The 17,481-nt window shown below is 64.0% G+C and carries 16 protein-coding genes; 11 read left to right on the forward strand and 5 right to left on the reverse strand.

Features of this window, described 5'->3' with window-relative positions:
* Positions 1-14: 14 nt before the first annotated feature.
* From pstB to phoB, 3 genes are read left to right on the forward strand one after another with little or no spacing between them, the layout of a single operon-like run.
* Positions 15-812 carry a phosphate ABC transporter ATP-binding protein PstB gene (pstB, locus tag ACR0CU_RS14290; protein WP_170448055.1) on the forward strand — a complete coding sequence of 266 codons (798 nt, stop codon included), beginning with the start codon at positions 15-17 and terminating at the stop codon, positions 810-812.
* The gene (gene phoU / locus ACR0CU_RS14295; protein WP_254437604.1) at positions 809-1,537 is read left to right on the forward strand and encodes a phosphate signaling complex protein PhoU; all 729 of its coding nucleotides are present in this window, start codon (positions 809-811) and stop codon (positions 1,535-1,537) included. The genes pstB and phoU overlap by 4 nt, the downstream gene beginning before the upstream one ends.
* Positions 1,537-2,220, forward strand: coding sequence for a phosphate regulon transcriptional regulator PhoB (gene phoB / locus ACR0CU_RS14300; RefSeq protein WP_170341606.1), 684 nt, complete (start codon positions 1,537-1,539; stop codon positions 2,218-2,220). Before phoU ends, phoB begins: the two co-directional genes overlap by 1 nt.
* On the opposite strand, the gene ACR0CU_RS14305 is transcribed toward phoB, so the two are convergent.
* The 3 genes from ACR0CU_RS14305 to ACR0CU_RS14315 form a co-directional block, all read right to left on the reverse strand.
* Positions 2,205-3,488 carry an O-antigen ligase domain-containing protein gene (locus ACR0CU_RS14305; RefSeq protein ID WP_480643307.1) on the reverse strand — a complete coding sequence of 428 codons (1,284 nt, stop codon included), beginning with the start codon at positions 3,486-3,488 and terminating at the stop codon, positions 2,205-2,207. The genes phoB and ACR0CU_RS14305 overlap by 16 nt on opposite strands.
* Positions 3,485-4,966 carry a GumC family protein gene (locus ACR0CU_RS14310; protein ID WP_170448061.1) on the reverse strand — a complete coding sequence of 494 codons (1,482 nt, stop codon included), beginning with the start codon at positions 4,964-4,966 and terminating at the stop codon, positions 3,485-3,487. Before ACR0CU_RS14310 ends, ACR0CU_RS14305 begins: the two co-directional genes overlap by 4 nt.
* Before the next feature lie 115 nt (positions 4,967-5,081).
* Positions 5,082-5,696: a response regulator transcription factor gene (locus tag ACR0CU_RS14315; protein WP_170448063.1), complete on the reverse strand. Its 615-nt coding sequence runs from the start codon at positions 5,694-5,696 to the stop codon at positions 5,082-5,084.
* Between the two features lie 253 nt (positions 5,697-5,949).
* Between ACR0CU_RS14315 and ACR0CU_RS14320 the strand changes: the two genes are divergently transcribed.
* The 4 genes from ACR0CU_RS14320 (at position 5,950) to ACR0CU_RS14335 (ending at position 11,453) form a co-directional block, all read left to right on the forward strand.
* Positions 5,950-7,323, forward strand: coding sequence for a sugar transferase (locus ACR0CU_RS14320; protein WP_170448066.1), 1,374 nt, complete (start codon positions 5,950-5,952; stop codon positions 7,321-7,323).
* Between the two features lie 21 nt (positions 7,324-7,344).
* Entirely contained in the window at positions 7,345-8,232 is an 888-nt protein-coding gene (locus tag ACR0CU_RS14325; RefSeq protein WP_170365786.1) for a UTP--glucose-1-phosphate uridylyltransferase, read from the forward strand.
* Positions 8,233-8,332: 100 nt separating this feature from the next.
* A complete protein-coding gene (locus ACR0CU_RS14330; protein ID WP_254437605.1) occupies positions 8,333-8,833 on the forward strand; it encodes a putative pterin-binding protein in 501 nt (166 codons plus the stop codon).
* A gap of 61 nt (positions 8,834-8,894) precedes the next feature.
* Positions 8,895-11,453: a hybrid sensor histidine kinase/response regulator gene (locus tag ACR0CU_RS14335; protein ID WP_170448069.1), complete on the forward strand. Its 2,559-nt coding sequence runs from the start codon at positions 8,895-8,897 to the stop codon at positions 11,451-11,453.
* Here ACR0CU_RS14335 and ACR0CU_RS14340 read toward each other — a convergent pair.
* Positions 11,443-12,672, reverse strand: a complete 1,230-nt coding sequence (locus ACR0CU_RS14340) for a polysaccharide biosynthesis/export family protein (RefSeq protein WP_170448072.1) — start codon at positions 12,670-12,672, stop codon at positions 11,443-11,445. The two genes, ACR0CU_RS14335 and ACR0CU_RS14340, sit on opposite strands and share 11 nt — an antisense overlap.
* 195 nt (positions 12,673-12,867) lie before the next feature.
* On the opposite strand from ACR0CU_RS14340, the gene ACR0CU_RS14345 reads away from it, so the two are divergent.
* The 4 genes from ACR0CU_RS14345 to ACR0CU_RS14360 are packed head-to-tail and all read left to right on the forward strand — an operon-like array spanning position 12,868 to position 17,028.
* Complete coding sequence (locus ACR0CU_RS14345) at positions 12,868-14,106, forward strand: oligosaccharide flippase family protein (protein WP_170448074.1); 1,239 nt, start codon at positions 12,868-12,870, stop codon at positions 14,104-14,106.
* Positions 14,103-15,023, forward strand: coding sequence for a glycosyltransferase family 2 protein (locus ACR0CU_RS14350; RefSeq protein WP_170448076.1), 921 nt, complete (start codon positions 14,103-14,105; stop codon positions 15,021-15,023). Before ACR0CU_RS14345 ends, ACR0CU_RS14350 begins: the two co-directional genes overlap by 4 nt.
* A 20-nt stretch (positions 15,024-15,043) precedes the next feature.
* Positions 15,044-16,030 (forward strand): glycosyltransferase family 2 protein, encoded by a 987-nt coding sequence (locus ACR0CU_RS14355; RefSeq protein ID WP_170448079.1) that lies wholly within the window; start codon positions 15,044-15,046, stop codon positions 16,028-16,030.
* A gap of 14 nt (positions 16,031-16,044) precedes the next feature.
* Entirely contained in the window at positions 16,045-17,028 is a 984-nt protein-coding gene (locus ACR0CU_RS14360) for a glycosyltransferase family 4 protein (RefSeq protein WP_170448082.1), read from the forward strand.
* Between the two features lie 17 nt (positions 17,029-17,045).
* Here ACR0CU_RS14360 and ACR0CU_RS14365 read toward each other — a convergent pair whose 3' ends face one another.
* Positions 17,046-17,468 (reverse strand): GNAT family N-acetyltransferase, encoded by a 423-nt coding sequence (locus ACR0CU_RS14365; protein ID WP_170448084.1) that lies wholly within the window; start codon positions 17,466-17,468, stop codon positions 17,046-17,048.
* Between the last annotated feature and the right edge of the window lie 13 nt (positions 17,469-17,481).

Raw genomic sequence — 17,481 nt, forward strand, 5'->3', positions numbered from 1 at the left:
AAGGGGTCATCATGATGAACGACATGAGCAAGATCGAGCCGAGTGCCGCCGTCGACGCCATCAAAATTCAGGCGACGGGCGTCCAGGTCTTTTACGGCGACAACCAGGCAATCAAGGACGTATCGGTCGACATTCTCGACAAGACGGTAACGGCTTTCATCGGCCCGTCCGGATGCGGCAAGTCCACGTTCCTGCGCTGCCTGAACCGGATGAACGACACGATTGACGTCTGCCGGGTCGAAGGCGACATCCGGATCGACAACGATGACATCTACGACAAACGGATCGACCCGGTGCAGCTGCGTGCCAAGGTGGGTATGGTGTTCCAAAAGCCGAACCCGTTCCCCAAGTCGATCTACGACAACGTAGCCTATGGTCCCCGGATCCACGGACTGGCCAGAACAAAAGCCGATCTGGATGAGATCGTTGAGAAATCCCTGCGCCGTGGCGCCATCTGGGATGAGGTGAAGGATCGCCTGCACGAGCCCGGCACCGGCTTGTCCGGTGGTCAGCAGCAGCGCCTTTGCATCGCGCGCGCGGTTGCCACTGAACCCGAGGTCCTGTTGATGGACGAGCCGTGCTCGGCTTTGGATCCGATCGCGACCGCCCAGGTCGAGGAACTGATTGACGAGTTGAAGCTGAACTTCTCGGTGGTGATCGTCACGCACTCGATGCAGCAGGCGGCTCGGGTCAGCCAGAAAACGGCGTTCTTCCACCTCGGCAGCTTGGTGGAATACGGGGACACGGGGCACATCTTCACCAATCCCGAAGACCCGCGCACGGAATCCTACATCACCGGGAGAATCGGATGACCCAGGACGCCATGAAGGACAAGCACATCGTCCGATCTTTTGATCAGGAACTCGAGTCTGTTCAGGCGCATCTGATGCGCATGGGTGGGTTGGTCGAGAGCTGCCTGTCGGACGCGATTCAGGCACTGTGCGACAAGGATGTCGAACTCGCCGCGCGCACCGTCAAGGCCGACCGCGCCATCGACGAGTTGGAAGAGATGGTCAAGAACGACAGCGCCAACATCATCGCGCGGCGCGCGCCTACGGCCATCGACCTGCGCGTGGTCCTGGCGACCTTCACCATCGCCAACCAGCTCGAGCGCAGTGGGGACCATGCAAAAAACATCGCCAAGCGTGCCGCGACCCTGGCGGACTCGGCGAGTTTGGACGAAGTCAAATCGGCCATCGCGCGTCAGGCCCAGCTGGTGCAGAGCATGATTGCGGATGCCCTGGATGGCTTCATCCAGCGGGACGCGGACAAGGCCCAGGCCATCCGTGAACGTGACGCTGATGTGGATGCGATGTACAATAACGTGTTTCGCGCTCTGCTGACCCATATGATGGAGAACCCGGGCAATATCACCCCGGGTATGCATCTGCATTTCGTGGCCAAAAACCTCGAGCGGATCGGTGATCATGCTACCGGGATCGCGGAGCAGACCATCTACCTTGTCAGTGGGCAGTTGCCTGATGATGACCGCCCGCGCCTCGACAAGACACCGACGGAAACCACCGAGGTCCTGTGATGCCAACGCCATCGATCCTTGTCGTCGAAGATGAACCCGCACAGCGCGAGATCATCTGTTACAACCTCGAGGCCGAAGGCTTTGACGTGCGCCAGGCCGAAACCGGTGACGAGGCGCTGTTGCAGATCAAGGAAGTGCCGCCCGATCTGATCCTGCTGGACTGGATGCTGCCCGGCGTTTCCGGGATCGAGATTTGCCGCCAACTGAAGATGACGGCCGCGACCCGTGCCATTCCGGTGATCATGCTCTCGGCCAAATCCGAAGAGGTCGACAAGGTGCGCGGGCTGGAGACAGGTGCCGACGACTATGTCACCAAGCCCTATTCGGTGATCGAGCTGATGGCCCGAGTCAAATCCCAGTTCCGCCGGACCCGCCCCGCAGCCGTGGGCGAGCGGTTGGAATACGATGACATCGTCCTGGATGCCGAAACGCACCGCGTGACCCGCGCGGACGAGGACATCAAGCTGGGCCCGACAGAGTTCCGGCTGCTGTCAACCTTCATGGAAAAGCCAGGCCGGGTCTGGAGTCGCGAACAATTGCTCGACCGGGTCTGGGGGCGCGACATCTACGTGGATACCCGGACCGTCGACGTGCATATCGGGCGTTTACGCAAAGCTTTGACGGTGCGTGGGGGGGATGACCCGATCCGCACCGTACGCGGGGCCGGTTACGCGCTCGGCTGAGCACCGGTCCCTGCCATTTCGCGCAGATGGCACCCCAGCATCAGCAGCGCCGGCCAGAGCAGATAGGCCTCAATCTCGATATTTTCGCCGAAGGTCAGCAGCAGCAGGGTCATCAGCAGGCCCAGCGGCAAGCGTCCACGCGCCGAGCGGACCGCGTCGGTGATCACTACGCCGAAATGCACGGCGAAGGGGACAATAAAAGCCACGAAGCCGGTGATGCCCTTGACGAACAGAAGGCCGTACCAGGTGTGGTGGCTTCCGATGGGCATGTACTCGACCAAATGCGCACCGGGCTGAACCGTTCCATGGCCAAACAGCACCGCGTCGGATTGCCAGCGCTCATAGGCGATGCGTTGAAGGGTTTCGCGCACGCGGGTGCTGTCGGCGCGGGCCGATTTGAAATTCTGCAGTGCCTGGTTGCCCAGATCGATCGCGGCGGCACCCCAAGCCGCGGACGCCGTCGCCACAGCCGACAACAGAAACCATCCGATGCTGCGCGCCACCAGCGGCAAAAGGCGCGGCCCCAGCGTGCAGGCCACCAGCCCGACCAGCCCCATGCGGGATTTCGACGCCAAGATCATGAGAATACCCGCGCTCAGCCCGACGGCCATCCATCCCCGGTGCCGTTCTTCGAGCGCGAACAGGACCATGCATACCCCCAGCAGGGCGGCAAATGGCGACCAGGGCGCGAAGAACTGCCACCGGGGCGTCCAACTGGCCGGGTCGATTGTGTAGAGATAGACCGAGAAATACTCGGGCCCCGGCCCACCGACCGCCTTGAGCGGTGAGGTGAAGATCTGGCTGGGCAGGCCCAGATAAGGTGCAGCCAACAGCGGGGGCGCAAGGCACAGGGTCCACAGCCCCAGCTTGCACTGGCCTCGCACCAGAACCTCGCGCCGGATCGGCAGCACGGCCCCGGCCAGAATGAACAATGGAATAAGCGCCCAGCCCTTGGCCCAGCCGATCGAGGACTTGATGGTCTTGCCCAGCCCCAGCCCCCAATCCAGATGGCCGGCCCACAGTGCAAACAGCATCAACAACATGCCGGCCATCCACAGCCAAGCCAGCGCCGGAACCGGCCCCGTGGCCCGCAGATCCGGACGGATCGCCGGCCCCAGATACAAGGCCAGCGCCGCCAACCCCGCCAAGGACCATCCCAGCACCGGCCCGACGACATAGAGCGCGCCGATGGCATAGAACGGCCATGTCCAGACCAGAGCGCGCCAGACAAGCCGCTCGGCCGGGTTCTTCGGCTCGGCCTGGCTCATGCCTTGTTCTCGCCTGCGTCTTTCAGCAGCCGCGAGATCAGCGGGTTGCGGACCCATGCCAGCGTCAGCCCGATCAGAAGCATCAACGTGGCGGCAATCCCTGCTGCGATCGACAGCTTCTTGTTGGGTGAAGACGGCCGTTCCGGCAGCGACGGATTTTCCAGCACCTGGATCAGCGGGTACGAGGCGTAGACATCGGTCTTTTTCGATTCCGACCGGGCGATGGCCGAGGCAAAGACGGCTTCGGCCACGGCAAAATCCCTTTGGCGGTCTTCAAGTTCAGCCGCCATCGACGCCAGCGCGGACAGGCGCGCAGTTTCGGCCGTGACCTGTGCGGCGAGGGTTTTTACGTGCTTTTCCTGCCCCGCGCGCAGGGTGTTTTCGCGGACAAGCTCGCTCAGCAACTGCGCACGCTCTCCCTCGGGGGCGCGGTCCAGACCCGAGAGCTGCTCGACCGACAGGCCGGTCACCTCGGCCGCGCGTTGGACGGCAACCTTCCGTGCGCCTTCATATTCGTCCCGCGCTGCGCGATAGACCGGATGGCGCGGCCCGTAATTGGCATCGGCCTGCGCCAGCTTGGCCGCGCCGGCCGAAACATGCTTGAGCAATGACAAGTATTGCGCGTCGGCGTACAGCTTCAGCGTGACCGCGGCGGCATCCGGCGGCAGGTCAAGCGCGACCTCAAGCGCCGCGACCCGCTCGGCCTGCCGGGCCAGCGTGCTTTCCTCGGCCCGCAGCGTTTGGCGCGCGCGGTCATTGGCGGCCACCTGCTCACGGTATTGGGCGGCCGAGAGCAACCCGCTCTGCCGCTGCAACTGCTCGATCGCGGCGCGGGTTTCACGAACCGAGCGCTGATAGGCGTCGATTGCGCCGCTGTTGCTGGCCTCGCGCGTGGCGATCTCGTCCGCGCGCAAGGCGTCAATCTCGGCAAAGAACGCAGCGACAAGGGCATCGCCGTGGCGTTGCGCGTCCCCCGGGCTGGCGGCCTCCATTTCGATATGGATCAAGCTGGTCTGGTCCACCAGGCGGATGCGCGGCTTGCCGAACGCATCGCGCTCGGCCCCGACGGCGCGTGCGGCCGCATCCAGAATGCGATCGGCCGATAACAGCCGCTTGTAGGTTTCGGTGGGGCTGATCGACCCGTTGGCAAAGGCCGAATTGGCGTAGGACGAGGCCTGCCCGATATTGGCCAGATTGACCGAGGCCGACGCGCCCGACCCCGGCAGGATCAACGAGGCGTGGGATGCGTAGTTGACCGGCGCGGTTGCCAGATACCCGCTGATCGGGGCCCAGATGCAGCTGGATCCCAGAAGAAACAACGCAACGTATCGCGGCAGCCGTCCCGCATCGGTCAGCCGCCCGCCCTTGAGAACGCGGCGCCATCCCAGCGACCGGATGTCCGTGCGGCTGATGCGCGCCCAGTCCCAAGGGCGGTTTGGCGCAAGCGTTTGTTGGTTGTCGGAAATCTGGTTCGGCATATCAAATCCTCTCTTACAGGATTGATATACGGATGCGGCTTGGGCTGTCCGCTGCGCAAGGGGTTAGGCCGGGGCGGGTTGGGACAGGCCCCCTATCCGAAAGGATGGGCGCGGGTCAGAACAGGCCCGCCTCGCGCGCGGCCATCGCGGCCTGAGTACGGTTGCTGACACCCACTTTGCGGTACAGCGTTTTCACATGCAGCTTGATCGTGGGCTCGGACAGGTCCAGATCGCGGGCGATCTCCTTGTTCGACTTGCCCTCGGTCAGACCTTTGAGGACCTGGCGCTCGCGCTCGGTCAGTTTCTTGGCCATCGGGTGGGTGTCGTTCGGTTGCTCGGCGCTCATGAAACCGACGGGCAGATATTGCTCACCCATAGCCATGAAACGGATGGCGTTTACCAGAGACTTGGCCGGCAGGGTCTTGGGCACGAACCCGGCTGCCCCCAGCTCGAGCGCACGTTCAGCCAGATCGCGCGAGGCATCGCCTGTGAACAGAGCCACATGCCGCGCGCGATCCATGCCAATGCAGGTTTCCAACCCGCTCAGCCCGTTCATGCCGGGCATGTTCAGATCCAGCAGAACCAGATCAAACGGACCTTCGGATTCGATCTTGGCCTTTGCGGTCGTAAAATCCGGCGCGGTGGTGGGCTCGATCCCGCCCGCGGCCTCGATGAAGGCGACGAGCGTGTCCAGAACCAGTTCGTGATCGTCGGCGATAAGAACTTTCATCAATGAACTCCATGTGCCTCCACCCAGACCTGAAAAGGTTAATAAACCATTGATGATTGGTGGTGAAGTCTGCCGAACGGACAGGCAGATACCCGATCGGATAGGAGCAACTGGCCGGATGTCCGCGCGGTGCCGCATCCGGGCCGCATCGGTCAGCCGATTTCTCCGCGCGCTCTCCCGATGCTCGTCTGTTGCGGTCCCGGCACAGCGGGCAGGTTCAGGGCAACAGTTCAGTTCATGTTCGGAGAGTTCCATGCACTTTCAAGCCGCTCACGCCCTTTTCGACGGCGCACACACCACGCCCGGCACCGCGCTGCCGATCACCGAAATCCTCGGGCAACCGGTGGTGAATGCAGAATCCGGGCCGGTCATCACCACGCTTTTGGATGGTCACCGCCGAACCGTCTTTTTCCTGAACGCACATTGCGCAAATGTCCGGGCAAAGAATGACCAATATCGAGCAGCCCTGACGCAAGCCGACCTCGTCCTGCCCGACGGGATCGGGGTCGAGCTTGCCGCCGCGATGCAGGGCGAACACCTGGCCGAGAACCTGAACGGAACCGACTTTGTCCCGCGCCTGGTCCGGCGCGCGGCCAAGCTGGGGCTGTCGGTCTATCTGCTTGGCGGAACGCCCGGCGCCGCACAGGCCGCGGCAGCGCGCCTGCAAGACATGGCGCCCGGCCTGAGGATTGCCGGTTGCCGCGACGGGTATAGTGGCATCGAACGGACGGACGAAGCCTTGGACGAGATCAACCAGTCCGGCGCAGACATCCTGCTGGTGGCCATGGGCGTTCCGCTGCAAGAACTGTGGATTACGCGGCACCGCGCACGGTTGAACCCGAACCTGGTGCTGGGTGTCGGTGCGTTGTTCGACTTTCTGGCGGGCAACGTCCGGCGGGCGCCCGGGGTCGTGCGGCGGGTCCGGATGGAATGGGCGTGGCGGTTGGCGATGGAGCCACGCCGCATGGCCCGCCGCTATCTGATCGGAAATTTCGAATTTCTGGGCCGGTGCGTCGCCCAGGCTCTTGGCGGGCTGACGCCCAACCGTATTCTTGACCTGACCGTTGCGCTGGCGGCCATGACGGTTCTGGCCTTGCCGATGCTGGCCATTGCCGCCCTTGTCCGGCTGGACAGCCGCGGCCCGGCCCTGTTCCGGCAGACGCGGGTGGGCAGGAACGGGGTGCCTTTCACCGTCTACAAGTTCCGCTCGATGACCACCGACGCCGAAGCGCAAAGGGCCAGCCTGCTGGCACAGTCCGACCGTGCAGGCGTGTGCTTCAAGGCCCGTCACGATCCGCGTGTCACGCGGGTGGGCAAGGTTCTGCGCCGCTTTTCGCTGGATGAGTTGCCGCAGATCCTCAACGTGTTGAAGGGCGACATGTCGATCGTCGGACCGCGCCCTGCCCTGCCCGAGGAGGTCGCCAAATACCCGCCCCGCGCGCTTGAACGCCTGGCCGTCCGCCCCGGAATCACCGGCCTGTGGCAGGTGTCGGGCCGGGCCGCTATCGACTTTGACCGGATGATCGACCTGGACACCGCCTATGTGCGGTCCCGCTCGGCCCTTCTGGACCTGATGCTGATTGCCATGACCGTGCGGGCCGTCGTGTCCGGCCGCGGCGCCTACTGAGAAAACCCAAGGAGAATTGATATGACCAAGATTCGCAAAGCCGTCTTTCCTGTCGCCGGACTGGGCACAAGGTTTCTGCCCGCGACCAAGACCGTGGCCAAGGAAATGCTGCCCCTGATCGACCGCCCGCTGATCCAATATGCCGTCGACGAGGCGCGCGCGGCCGGGATTGAAGAATTCATCTTCATCACGTCACCCGAGAAAACCGCGCTCGAAGCCTATTTCGGGCGGAATACGGCGCTTGAACGCAAGTTGAAGGATGGTGGCAAGACCGAGCTTTTGAACAACCTGCGCTGCGCCGATCTGGAGGATGGCAAATACTGCTTTGTCCGGCAGGACGCGCCCCGTGGATTGGGCCATGCGGTGTCGCTGGCGCGCGAGTGTGTGGGCAATGAGCCGTTTGCGGTGATCCTGCCCGATGACGTCATCAGCGCCCGACGCCCGGCCCTGTCACAGATGGTCCAAAGCTATTGTGACCAGAGCGGCCACATGGTTGCGACCCAATCCGTGCCGTCCGACAGGATCGGGTCCTACGGCGTCGTCGATATCGCCCTGCAGGCCGGGCGTGTGCAAAAGCTGCGCGGCCTGGTCGAAAAGCCCAGCCCCGAGCAGGCGCCGTCGAACTACGGCATCGTCGGGCGGTATATCCTGCAGCCGTCGATCTTTGATCGACTGGCCGGCCAGGCACCGGGTGCGGGAAATGAAATCCAGCTGACCGACGCCATCGCTGCGGATATCCAAACCGCTGGCTGCTCGGGTTACGCCTTTGCGGGTGAACGCTTCGACTGCGGGTCGGTCGCCGGATATCTTGAGGCCACCGCGGTCTTTGCCCTGCAGCGGTCAGAGCTGCGCGAAGGGTTTGAGCGGATCATGGCACAGCGCATGGGCCACCTGCGCCCGGCTGCGTAACGGCGGGCACCTATCCGTTTGGATAGGTGCTTATCCCGATGCCCGACTGTTGCCCGGTCACGCTTTCTGATCTTGTGCAGTTGGACACTAGGAGAATGAAATGCGGATTTTACTTGCAGCCCTGGCAATGATTCTGACCTTGGGCCAGGCACAGGCCCAGGATCTGGCCGAACCCACCGGAGACGTGGTTCTGACGATCACCGGCAACCTGACCCAGTCCGGAGCCGAGGATGGTGCGCGGTTCGACATGGACATGTTGAAATCCTTGCCCGCGCGGACTTTTGCGACCTCGACGATCTGGACTGAAGGTGAGAACACCTTTGTCGGCGTACCGTTGTCGGTGGTGTTACAAGCAGTCGGTGCCGATGGAAGCATGATCCGCGCCACGGCGATCAACGACTATGCGGTCGAAATCCCCATGGACTCGGTCACCGAAAGCGACCCGATTGTGGCCTATGAGATGGACGGCGCCGAGATGTCGCGCCGGCAGAAGGGCCCGCTGTGGATCGTCTACCCCTATGACAGCGAACCGAAATACCAGACCGAGGTGACCTATTCGCGCAGCATCTGGCAACTCGATCGTCTTGAGGTCGTTAAATAGCTTGCAACCGGAATGAGTGCAGTAATGAGTAAAGCGCAGTGAACAATCGATGAGGCTCGGATTGAGCGATACCGATACGCAGGTTTTGCGCCGCCGATGGGTCTTCGGGCTCATCGGCTTCGGCGTTTTGTTGGGTCTGGTCGCGGTGGCGTGGTTGTCGGCGCAGGTGTTTACCGATTTCAACGACCGGCGAGCGGCGCCTTCGGACAATGTCCAATGGACGCTGTCGCAGGTCGAGGTCGACTATCTGTCATACCTGAACGCTCTGGAAACCGCGTCGGCGGCGCAGGACGCGCAAAATGGCACGTTGGATCTGGTGCGCCGGCGGTTCGATCTGTTTTACAGCCGTGTCGATACACTGGCCCAATCACGCGTATTCCAGCCGTTGCGTCAGGATGACCGGTTCCGCCTGCCGTTGGAGAGGGTGACCCGGCACCTGAACGCCGCAATCCCCTTGATCGACGCGCCGGATGCCGAGCTGTCCGAACAACTGGACGATCTGAAACGCGTGGCCCTTGAGATCGGTCCGCATGTCCGCACGTTGGCCGTTTCGGGCATCTCGTATTTTGCCACCGAGTCAGACCAGCAGCGCACCCAGACGGCGGCAAACCTGCTGCGGTTGGCGATTCTGTCGGGGGCGTTGCTTCTGACCCTGGGCGCCGTCAGCGCCTATCTTCTGGTGGTCAACCGGCGCGCCACGCGCCGCGGCAGGGCGTTGCGGCAGGCGAATGAACGGATGAACACGATCCTCTCCACCTCGTTGGACGGGGTGATCGTGGTCGATGCAAAGGGCGACGTGATCGAGTTCAACCCAGCTGCCGAGGCAATATTCGGTTATGCGGCGGATCAGGCCCGGGGGCGCTCGATCGGTGACCTGATCGTGCCGCCGCATCTGCGTGAGGCACATCGCGCCGGCATGGTGCGCATGCAGTCTGGCGGGGAACGCCATGTCGTCGGCAAAGGCCGTGTCCAGTTGGAGGCGATGCGCGCGGATGGCGAGCAGTTCCCGGTCGAACTGGCGCTGCAGTCGGCCCGGGCGGGCGATCAGGAAATCGTCATCGGCTTTGTCCGCGACATCTCGCAGCAGGTGGCGGCGCAGCAGGAACTGATCCATGCCCGCGACCAGGCCCTTGCCGGCGAAAAGGCCAAGGCCGATTTCCTGACCGTGATGAGCCACGAGATCCGCACGCCGCTGAACGGGCTGCTGGGCAACCTCACGCTGCTGAAAAACACCCGCACGACCCGGGAACAGGCACGGTTTGTCGAGAACATGGAAATCTCGGGCCAGATCCTCCTGAGCCACGTCGACACCGTTCTGGACATCGCCCGGTTCGAGGCCGGGAAACTGTCGGTGGCGTTGCAGCCCTCGAACCTGAACGACATCCTGCAAGAGATTGTGGACGGTCAAAGCGGCAACGCTGCCTCGCGGGGGAACTCCATCTCGTGGCAATGGGTGGGCGAGGCGCGCCCCTGCGTCGCCGCCGATGCCCAAAGGTTACGGCAGATTCTTCTGAACCTTGTGGGTAATGCCATCAAGTTCACCGAAAACGGCCGGATCTCGATCGAGGTCGAAGTAACCGAGCCTGGCCCAACGGCCGGCGTCAACATCTTTGAATTCCGCATCATCGACACGGGTATCGGTATCGGCCCTGATGAGGTCGACGTCATCTTTGACGATTTTCACACCAGCGATCCAAGCATCGGTCGGGCCGCCGGCGGCACCGGTCTGGGCCTGGGCATCGCACGTCGGTTTGCTGAGGCCATGGGCGGAGAGATCGGCGTTGAAAGCACACCCGGCGAGGGCAGTGTATTCTGGGTTCGTCTGCCGCTGCAGGACGCCGAATTGGACGCCAACGTTGACAGCGACCAGCCAGAGGTTCAGCACGCACAGCCGTTGGACGTGCTGGTGGTCGAAGACAACGAGATCAACCGCGAGGTGATCTGCAACATGCTGAAACTGGACGGTCACCGGGTGACGGTTGCCGAGAACGGCCAACTGGGCGTGGACGCGGCGGCTGCGCATCGGTTCGACGTGATCCTGATGGATATCAGCATGCCGGTCATGGACGGTCCGACGGCCACGCGCCACATCCGCAGCGGGGGCGGGCCTTCGGCAGAGATACCGATCATTGCCGTTTCGGCCAACGTGCTGCCTGATGCGGTCGACGCGTTCCGCGCCGCCGGTATGACCGCCTTTGTCGGCAAGCCGATTGCCCTGGATGCCTTGCGCAAGGCCTTGTCGGTGGTCACCAACCTCGGAGCTTCGACCCGGTCCGAGGACGAAACGGATCATATCGGAGATCTGCGCGTCAGCCTCGGCGCCGACGTCTTTGACCGGTTGCTTGGCAAGTACCTGTCCGAAGGGGATGCCGTCGTCGCTCAGCTTGCCCAGTTGGAGGCCGGTGAAGCCGATCTGGACCAGGTCGCGCAGGAGTGTCACAGGCTGGCGGGAAGTGCGGCGACCTTTGGTGCGATGGGGTTCCGCGATGCGCTGATTGCGATCGAGATGGCCGCAAAATCAGCAGAACGTCAGCAGGTCGCCCTTCTGTTGAACGGTCTGCCCGAGGTTTGGGAGCGGGCAAAGGCTGTGTTGCCCGCCCCCGGTGCGATCAAGGGATGAGCAGCGCGGCGGCCCCGACGATGCCCAGCGACCGGGCGATTTCGGTCACTCCGGTGACCTTGCTGTCGTAACAGGCCACGGCATCACCCGGCAGAACATAGGGGTCGAAGTCGTCACGGTCTCCGCGCCGCAGCAGCTTTTCGATATTGCGCTCGATCACGACCGAGGACCCGGTCACTGGGTTGCGCGTGAACAACACTGCGCTGCGGTTGGCGTTTGTCGTCTTCGACCCGCCGACGCAGTTGCTGTCGACCACGGCCTGCAGGAAACGGGTGCCATAAGGCACTTCACGCACGTCGCGCCCGATGGCGGATTCTGCATTGCCCGCGGCCGGTTGGGTCAGGTTCGACATGTATAGCGTCACGCCGGGCGGGCTGATCGGGCTGGGGCGCATCAGCGCGTCCTGGAAGCAGCCGCGGCTGTTGACCACGATCTGGTCGCCGGTCAGCAGCATGATGTCGGTCGGGTCCGATCCTTCGAACACGCCGCGCAGATCCATGCGATAGATGCGCCCCTGGCGGTGCAGTTCGACCGCTGACAGATCGGCATCCGGCCGCACCCCGCCCGCGGCCCGCAGCGCCACCGACAGGTTGCGCCCCTCGGTCGAGGCCCCCAGTGCGCCCTGGCGCCGACGGTCAAGGGAGTCGCCCGGAACTCCGCCGATCTCGACCGAGTGCGGCTCGAACACCGCGCCGCGCACACCTACTGTCACCGAGGCGAAATCGCTGACCCGTACGGTCACGCGGGGTTCGATTTCATAGAACTGGGCCGCAACCAGAACGCGGGCCACCTCTTGTTCGACTTGCTCGGTGGTGCGGCCCTGGGCGCGCACGGGCGGCAGGTAGGGCAGCTTGAGGTCTCCGTCACGTGAGACGACATAAGCGTCGCTCAGCAGGTCGTCCCCTTCGATGGTGATCTGGACCATGTCGTTGCGCGACAGTTTCTCGCCCAGCAAGGGGCTGAGCGCCGGTTGCGACCATTTCGCATAGGTATTTGCGCCGTGATCGCCGGCCTGCGGCATGCAGGTCTGGCCGTTCATCGCGGCGGCCTGCAGCAATTGCGTATCGCCCCGCCGACGACCGGGTTCGCGATATTGCGCCTGATAACTTTCGCCGCGCGATACGGCTTCGATGTTGCGCGGGGTCTGCATGCTGCTGCACCCCAGCAGGGTTGAGGTGCTGACGGCCGTAATAAGGAAGGTCTTGAAATTCATGGTCATTTTCATCTCCTGATCTGTCACAGAAGATAAACCGCGCCGCGCGCCCTGCGTCAGTCCGGCATCGGGATGGCGGTTTGTCCCATTCGGATAGGTCCCTCTCCGAACGGTCCCCTGCCCCGTCCGACCGCGTCCGGGACACAGACCCTGGCCACCCGTACAACAGAACCAACAACTGTTTTTCGGGATAACGGCGTCATGACGCACAGCTTTGCACGATCAGGGTTCCTACAGCATCTTTTGGCCTACACCGCTTCCGAAGTGGCGGCCAAGGCGTCGCGCCTGGTCGTCGTGGTGGCCGTTGCCCGTACCCTCAGCCCCGAAGCGATCGGTCTGGCCGCAGCAGCTCTGGCGGCGGGCGACATCCTCAAGGCGCTGACCGAGAATGGGGTGAACCAGCGTATCATTCAGGCTCCGTCCGAGGAGTTGGCGCGGCGGTGCAACACGGCGCACCGCATCTTCTGGGTCTGGTGCGCGGGGCTGTGCTTGCTGCAACTGGCGGTCGCGGCGGCGCTGTTCATCATGGGCCACACCATGCTGGCGATGCTGCTGGCGGTGCTGGCCGGGGAATACCTGTTCATGCCGGCGGGCCTGGTTCAGGCCGCACTGGCAATGCGCGAGGGCAAGCTGCAGCAGACCGCCGCGATCGCCGGCGGGCAAGTCGTGGGGGCCAACGCCCTGACGGCGCTGCTGGCGGTGGTCTGGGCTTCGCCCCTGGCGCTGGTCCTTCCGCGCCTGCTGACTGCACCTGTCTGGCTGGTGCTGATGCGCCGCCTGCGTCGGTGGTCGCCTGATCGTCAGGCCGGGTTTGCAGCCTTGAAACCTTTCGTGGTCTACGGCTGGGCCGTTCTGGGCGTCGAACTGGTCAAGGTTCTGCGCCTGCAGGCAGACAAGCTGGTGGTGGGCGCGATGATGGGCGCAGAGGCGCTTGGCATCTATTTCATGGCTTTCAATGCGGGGCTTGGGCTGGCCACTTCGTTCACGCAAGCCTTCTCGGTCGTTCTGTTCCCGCATCTGTGCGCGGCCGAGGACAAGCATGGGGCGCTGCGCCACGGGCTGGGCCTGTCGCTGCTGATCCTGACGCCGCTGGTTTTGCTGCAGGCGGCATTGGCCCCGGTCTATGTGCCGCTGCTTCTGGGACAGGGCTGGGCCGAGATCGCCCCGGTGGTGTCGGTTCTGTGCCTGGCGGCCCTGCCGACGGTGATCTGGTCGGCGGTCGCCGGATGGCTGCGGTCGGAAAACCGCCCCGTCACGGAATTGCGGGTCAGCACGGTTCTGGCCGTGGGCCTGATCGCGAATACCGCCCTGATGGCGCCGCTGGGCCTGATGCCCGTCGCCGTCGGGTATGTCTGCACCTGCACCGCCATCATGCTGGCCGCATCCTGGGCGCTGCTGCCGCGGGGTTCTGCAATCACCCACGAGGCACGCGCCCAATGACCCGGTTTTCCATCATCGTTCCCTTCCACAATGACGCGGCAACCATTGTCGCCACCCTGAACAGCCTACTTGGGCAGAGCTTTTCGGATTTCGAACTCATCTGCGTGGGAGACAAGCCCTCGCGCCAGACGACCGAAGCTGTCCGGCAATTCTGCGCGCGGGACACCCGGGTGCGGGTTGAGGCCAATCCTAATCGCGGTCCCAGCTCTGCGCGCAACCATGGTGCGGCAGTGGCCTCGGGCGACATCCTCGCGTTCTGCGACGCGGATGACCTGTGGGTCACCCACAAGCTGGCCCAACTGGACCGGTTGTTTGCGGATACCAGCATTGATGCGGCCTTTGGCCAGATCGGGTTCTTTTCCGAAACCCCCGGCGATTGTCCGACGCGCTCGACGGTTCCCACCGATCCCCTGACCATTCCGGACCTGCTGGCGGAAAATGCGGTGTGCACGATGTCGAACCTTGCAGTGCGCCGCCAGGTGTTCGCTGCCGTCGGCGGGTTGAGCCCGGCAGCGGTCCACAACGAAGATCTCGAGCTGCTGATCCGCTTGGCGGGCGAAGGCCACGTGATCACCGGGGTTGATCGCCTGCAGGTCTGGTACCGGACCAGCGGCAGCGGTCTGTCTTCGGACCTCGAGGCGATGCGGGCCGGGCGCGCACGGGCGGTTGCAACGGCGGCCCGCTACGGCGTCGCGCCGTCGCCCGCGTCCGAGGCGATCTATTTGCGGTATCTGGCCCGGCGCGCGCTGCGTCTGGGCGCGGAACCGTCGATGGCCCGCGCCTATGCCCGCGCCGGACTGGCGCTGAGCGCGCGCAGCTTTCTCAACCCAATCCGCCGCGGTGTACCCACTGCACTTGGCGCGGCACTGGCCCCCGCCCTGCCCCGCCCGATCCGTCAAGCGCTGTTTGCCCGCTGATCCCAACCAGGAGACCCAAAATGCCCCAGGCATCCATCATCGTTCCCGCCTACAACACCGCCGCGACCCTGGCCGAGACTCTGGCCTCGCTTCTGTCGCAGACCCATGATGATTTCGAAATCATCATCGTGGATGACGGCTCGCAGGACGAAACACCCGCCATTGCCCGCGCCCATGCGACCGACCCAAAAGTGCGGGTGATCCGGCAGGAAAACCGCGGCCTCGCCGGGGCGCGCAATACCGGCATCGCGGCCGCGCGGGGAGAGTTCGTTGGCTTTTGCGACGCCGACGATCTGTGGCTGCCCGAAAAGCTGGCCACCCATGTGCGCCACCTGCAGGCCGAACCCGACGTTGCGATCAGCTATTCCGGCAGTGCCATGGTCGACGAGGGTGGTCGGTTGATGCGCGTCCGCCAGTCGCCGCGCCTGCGGGACGTGACGGCGGCACATGTCCTGAAACGCAACCCGATCGGCAATGGATCAGCAGCGGTGATGCGCAAATCCGCCTTGCTCGATCTGGCCTACCGACCGGCGTTCGAAACCAAGCGCGACTGGGTCTTTGACGAAACCTTTCGCCAGTCCGAGGACATCGAATGCTGGCTGCGGCTGATGCTGACGACGGATTGGCAAATCGGAGGCGTACCGGGGTTGCTGACCCGCTACCGGATCCATGCGACCGGCCTGTCGGCGGCCTTGGACCGGCAGTTGCAAGCGTGGGAGCGGATGGTTGACAAGCTGCGTCCGCTGAACCCCGAATTTTTTGCCCGGCACGAGGCGGCGGCGCGCGCCTATCAGCTGCGCTATCTTGCGCGCCGCGCGGTCAGCAATCTGGATGCGCACAAGGCTTGGGAGCTTGCGCAGCGGTCGGTTTCAACCAGCGCCCTGCCCGTGATCGAAGAACCCGCCAAAACGTTGACCACCATCATCGCGGCCGCAGCCCTGCGCGCGGTCGGGCCAGCGCCTGTTGTTCAAGCCGGTCGCCTCTTGCGCCGCCAGACTTCCATCTGAACCGAGGTTTCCAAATGTCCAAGATCACCGTTCTTCATCTTGTTGATGACACCACGGCCGGTGGGGTCATGCGTATGCTCGACCATCTTTCGCAGCTGCCCGAACTGGCCGACGAAGTCCACCAAAAGGTTCGCCCGGTCAAGCGGACCGCCTTCAGCTGGGGCAGTTTCGACGCGGATGTCATCGTGTGCCACATCGCCCCCGGCTGGCGTTGCCTCCCGGCCTTCTCGGCCTTGCGGGCGATGCATCCCACCACGCGGTTGGTGCATGTCGAACACAGCTATACTCGGTCTTTCACCGCCTTGAACGTGCCGCACAAGCGGCGGTTCTTTGCGATGCTGCGCGTGACCTATTCGTTGTTCGATCAGGTCATCGCCGTCAGCAAGGCGCAGGCCGGTTGGATGGCGGAACGTCGGTTGGCGCCCGCATCCAAGCTGAGCGTGATCTCGCCGCAGGTTGACCTGAGCGCAGTTGCGCGCGCAGCCGGGCCGGTCGAGGCGGCCCGGGTCATCGGTGCGATCGGACGGCTCGAGCCGCAGAAAGGCTTCGATCTGCTGATCGAAGGATTTCGCATGTGCCCCAACCCCGATGCACGGCTTGTGATCTTTGGTGAAGGCAGCCAGCGCGACCGCCTTGCAGCCTTGGCCGCAGGTGACCGGCGGATCGAGTTTCGGGGCCACGCCGACGACCCGGCCGAAGCCTATCGGGCCGTGGACGTGGTGGCGATGCCCTCGCGGTGGGAGGCCTACGGGTTGGTGGCGGATGAGGCGCGCGCGGCGCGGCGTCCGGTCATCGTCAGCATGGTCGACGGTCTGCGTGACCGGATCGGGGCAAGCGGTGTGATCCCGTGCGGGTCCGATCCCAAGGCATGGCGCAATTCGATCGAGGCGGTTCTGGCGGGTACACCGCCGGTGGTTCCTGCCCTTGCGCCCAAGGCTGATAGATCCCGCTATGCAAAGCGGTGGCAGCAGGTGTTCGACCCGGCCAAACGGTTCTGAGGGTGGCATGGCCACAGCTACGGCAAGGGGCGCCACAAGAACCAGCGGCAATGTCCGGGCGGGCTTTGCGTGGGCGTGTTGGCCAGGTGACCAAAGGGCTCGAAGCCCAAAGCCTCATAGAACCGCGCGGCGGCCGGGTTGGATGTGTCCAGCCACGCAGAATGACACCCGCGCCGGCGCGCCTCGGCAAAGGCGTGGTCCAGCAACTGCCGGCCCAAGCCGCGGCGTCGATGGGCCGGGTCGATCCATAAGGTCTTAATCAGCAGCCACCCATAGGAGGTTGCGCCATGCAGGCCGCCCACCCGGCCCGCACCGTCCTGCGCAATCAGCGTGATGCTGGCATTGACCCCTTGCGGCGCGGTTGTTCGCAATTCCGCAAGAAGGGCTTGCTCGACCCAGTCCGCCTGACCGGGGGCGGAAAGAATGGACGGCCCCGCCATCGGTCAGGCCCGT

The sequence above is a fragment of the Ruegeria sp. BC2 genome (assembly GCF_056539245.1).